Source organism: Acinetobacter sp. 18QD2AZ41W (assembly GCF_009829025.1).
GTDB classification, from domain to species: Bacteria; Pseudomonadota; Gammaproteobacteria; order Pseudomonadales; family Moraxellaceae; genus Acinetobacter; species Acinetobacter pseudolwoffii.
Genome location: NZ_WURP01000035.1, coordinates 1 through 3,935 on the forward strand (window position 1 = coordinate 1; position 3,935 = coordinate 3,935).

At 51.8% G+C, this 3,935-nt stretch carries 3 protein-coding genes and 2 pseudogenes; 4 read left to right on the plus strand and 1 reads right to left on the minus strand.

The window, feature by feature from the left end; genetic code table 11:
• Nucleotides 1–82 (plus strand): annotated as a pseudogene (locus tag GVV58_RS14930) (IS6 family transposase); the annotation flags it as partial.
• A gap of 81 nt (nucleotides 83–163) precedes the next feature.
• On the opposite strand, the pseudogene GVV58_RS14935 reads toward GVV58_RS14930, so the two are convergent.
• Nucleotides 164–1,192, minus strand: a pseudogene (locus GVV58_RS14935) (DUF4158 domain-containing protein); the annotation flags it as partial.
• Between the two features lie 125 nt (nucleotides 1,193–1,317).
• On the opposite strand from GVV58_RS14935, the gene GVV58_RS14940 reads away from it, so the two are divergent.
• From GVV58_RS14940 to GVV58_RS14950, 3 genes are all read left to right on the plus strand, one after another.
• Nucleotides 1,318–1,932 carry a recombinase family protein gene (locus GVV58_RS14940; protein WP_000904906.1) on the plus strand — a complete coding sequence of 205 codons (615 nt, stop codon included), beginning with the start codon at nucleotides 1,318–1,320 and terminating at the stop codon, nucleotides 1,930–1,932.
• 118 nt (nucleotides 1,933–2,050) lie between these two features.
• A protein-coding gene (locus GVV58_RS14945) for an IS3 family transposase (RefSeq protein ID WP_223672967.1) occupies nucleotides 2,051–3,183 on the plus strand; the annotation gives its coding sequence in 2 pieces (ribosomal slippage) (nucleotides 2,051–2,303 and nucleotides 2,303–3,183; 1,134 coding nt in all).
• A gap of 99 nt (nucleotides 3,184–3,282) precedes the next feature.
• Nucleotides 3,283–3,935: APH(3'') family aminoglycoside O-phosphotransferase (locus GVV58_RS14950; RefSeq protein WP_139758412.1), on the plus strand; the 653-nt coding region annotated here is incomplete at its 3' end.

Genomic DNA, 3,935 nt, shown 5'->3' on the forward strand with positions numbered 1-3,935 from the left:
ACGCAAAGGCCAGGCCTCAGCATTTTATTATGGTGATCCCCTGGGCGAAATGCGCCTGGTAAGCAGAGTTTTTGAAACGTAAGGCCTTTGAATAAGACAAAAGGCTGCCTCATCGCTAACTTTGCAACAGTGCCCTCGCGATGACATCGCCCAGCGGCTGGCCATCATCCTGTGCATCGACCAGGGCGCCCCCGATCTCGGCGAAGGATTTCAGGGTGTCACGCACCACCCCCGCTTCGTCTGCGACCTTTGCATGGCAAATACGCTCCGAAGCACGGTAGAGACGGCCGACGATCCGGTCGTGGGTTTCGACCACTGCGTCGGCCAACATCGCCTGCCATTCCGAGACGCAAACAGCCAAGATCGCAAGCCGCCTGTCCTCCGGGAGATCGCGCATGCCGTCGGCATAATACCGTTCACCCTGCCTGCGCAGACGAGTCACCCGATGGGCAGGAACGCCGGCAAGCAGATCCTCGGGGAGATCGATGCGTTGCAGATATTCGAGCCGGTCGAGCAGCCGGTTGGCCGACGAAGAGTTCGAGCCAGGCTCGAACTGGCGCAGCCACACAAAACGGGTCACCCGATCATCAGCCGTCTCCTCGAGCAATGCCAGCAACTGTTCTCGGATCGACATAGGCAGCCGACTGGCGATCCTCGTCTCGATGCGTCGCTCGGCATCGACGAGAGCCGCGGCACAAAGCCGCTCGATCGTGGATGTCGCGGGAAGGACAGTGCGGGTGCGTCGGCACTCGGCTACGAAGCGACGGGCGATATCCTCGTTCGACACCGCCATCTCGGCTTCTCGGAACAACCATTCCTTCAGCTCGCTCGCACCACGTCCGGAGAAGGTGCGGAAGCCGTAGAGCCCCCGTAACTCGGCAAGATGCTCGTGCCGTGTTTCCTCGCGGGCAGCATAGTCTACGAGATCGTCGGCACCCAGGCCAAGCTGCGCTCCGATAAATTCGATGACCTCTGCAGGGATCAGTTCGCCTGGAGCCAGCACCCGGCCGGGATAGCGCAGGACACACAATTGCAGGGCGAAGCCGAACCTGTTGTGAGCGCGCCGACGCAGCCTGATATGCCCAAGGTCTTCATCACTCAGCGTATAGTGCTTGAGCAAATCCGTCTGTGAAGTCGGCAAGCGCAACAGCGCGTCTTTCTGCCGATCGGTTAGAGTGACGCGACGCGGCATACATGTTCCTTTTTCAAAATCTGATAGCGTTCAAGACGCTTTGTTTATGAAGCTGGTTGAGATACATTTCCAGAGGTCAATGCAATCGTGGCCGAAGCGCCGCCTCAAACCAACGTTTGTGATACATGCTGATCGGATATGCCCGCGTCTCCAAAGCCGATGGCTCGCAGTCTCTCGACCTGCAGCACGACGCCTTGCGCGCCGCAGGTGTCGAACGGGACAATATCTATGATGATCTTGCTTCCGGCGGTCGTGATGATCGCCCTGGCTTGACTGCCTGCCTCAAGTCATTGCGTGACGGCGATGTGCTGGTGGTCTGGAAGCTCGATCGCCTCGGACGATCGCTTGCCCATCTGGTCAACACGGTGAAGGAGCTGTCAGACCGCAAGATCGGCCTGCGGGTTCTGACTGGAAAGGGCGCTCAGATCGACACCACGACTGCGTCCGGTCGCATGGTGTTCGGAATCTTCGCCACCTTGGCCGAGTTCGAGCGGGATCTGATCCGAGAGCGCACCATGGCGGGTCTCGCCTCCGCGAGAGCGCGCGGTCGCAAGGGCGGACGAAAATTCGCGCTCACCAAAGCTCAGGTGCGTCTCGCGCAAGCCGCCATGGCCCAGCGCGATACTTCAGTTTCCGATCTCTGCAAGGAACTCGGCATCGAGCGCGTCACTCTCTACCGATATGTCGGTCCCAAAGGCGAGCTCAGAGACCATGGAAAGCATGTTCTCGGACTTACGTAGCAACTCGTTTCTTTTCGCAGGTTGAGCCACAGAGGTGGATCAGGAAATTTGAACAACACTTATAAGTGATATTTTGCTCCCCAAATGATGTTATAAACATCAATATATGGAGTATTTTATGACACGTAGACCAAGAAGAAATCATTCAAATGACTTTAAAGCTAAGGTAGCACTTGCTGCGATTAAAGCAGAAAAAACACTTGCTGAATTGAGTGCTGAATTTGATGTTCATCAAAACCAAATTATTGACTGGAAAAATCAACTGATTTCAGCTTCCTCGCAAGCTTTCGATCAATCAAAAGCTCCAACAGAACCACCCATCGATCTAAAAAAACTACATGCAAAAATCGGTGAGCAGGCATTAGAAATTGATTTTTTAGAAGGTGTGTTGAAGAAACTGGGTCGCTTCAACCACAAAAGTTAATCGATGACTCACTTCAGATTTCAGTATCTAAGCAAGCTAAGCTGCTGAAAGTCTCCCGTGGTTGTTATTACTATCGCCCAAAACCTGTGAGTGAATCAGATCTGAAGCTGATGCGCTGTATGGATGAGTTACATATGCAATACCCTTTTGCAGGTAGCCGTATGATGCGTGATTTATTGAATCGTCAAGGACATCATATAGGACGACGTCATACACGTACTTTAATGAAGAAAATGGGCATTAATGCGTTATATCGTAAACCAAATCTAAGTCAGGCCAATCAAGCTCACCGTAAATATCCATATCTGCTCAAAGGATTGGCTATTCAGCGCAGTAATCAAGTGTGGTCTACGGATATAACGTATATCCCTATGGCAAAAGGCTTTGTTTATTTATGTGCTGTGATTGATTGGCATAGCCGCAAGGTACTTGCGCATAGAGTATCGATTAGTATGGAGGTTACATTTTGCATAGAAACATTAAATGAAGCTATTGAAAAATATGGCCGACCTGAAGTCTTTAATACAGACCAAGGCAGTCAGTTTACCAGTGATGCATTTATTGATGTATTGAAATCAAATGGCATTCAAATCAGTATGGATGGTAAAGGTCGATGGGTTGATAATGTGATGGTTGAACGATTATGGCGGAGCGTTAAATATGAAGAGGTGTATCTCAAAGCCTACAGCAATGTTTTGGATGCGAAGAAGCAATTAAACGCATATTTTGAATTTTATAATTTGAAACGACCTCATTCGAGTCTGGACAAAATGACTCCAGATGAGTTTTACTATGACCAGCTACCACAACAAAATAAGGTAGCTTAACTAGAGCAGAGTATCACTTATAAATAAGCTTTTAGTTGTTCAAACAAGTGGGACCACCTCTCACCTCCGCGCTTCATCAGAAAACTGAAGGAACCTCCATTGAATCGAACTAATATTTTTTTTGGTGAATCGCATTCTGACTGGTTGCCTGTCAGAGGCGGAGAATCTGGTGATTTTGTTTTTCGACGTGGTGACGGGCATGCCTTCGCGAAAATCGCACCTGCTTCCCGCCGCGGTGAGCTCGCTGGAGAGCGTGACCGCCTCATTTGGCTCAAAGGTCGAGGTGTGGCTTGCCCCGAGGTGATCAACTGGCAGGAGGAACAGGAGGGTGCATGCTTGGTGATAACGGCAATTCCGGGAGTACCGGCGGCTGATCTGTCTGGAGCGGATTTGCTCAAAGCGTGGCCGTCAATGGGGCAGCAACTTGGCGCTGTTCACAGCCTATCGGTTGATCAATGTCCGTTTGAGCGCAGGCTGTCGCGAATGTTCGGACGCGCCGTTGATGTGGTGTCCCGCAATGCCGTCAATCCCGACTTCTTACCGGACGAGGACAAGAGTACGCCGCAGCTCGATCTTTTGGCTCGTGTCGAACGAGAGCTACCGGTGCGGCTCGACCAAGAGCGCACCGATATGGTTGTTTGCCATGGTGATCCCTGCATGCCGAACTTCATGGTGGACCCTAAAACTCTTCAATGCACGGGTCTGATCGACCTTGGGCGGCTCGGAACAGCAGATCGCTATGCCGATTTGGC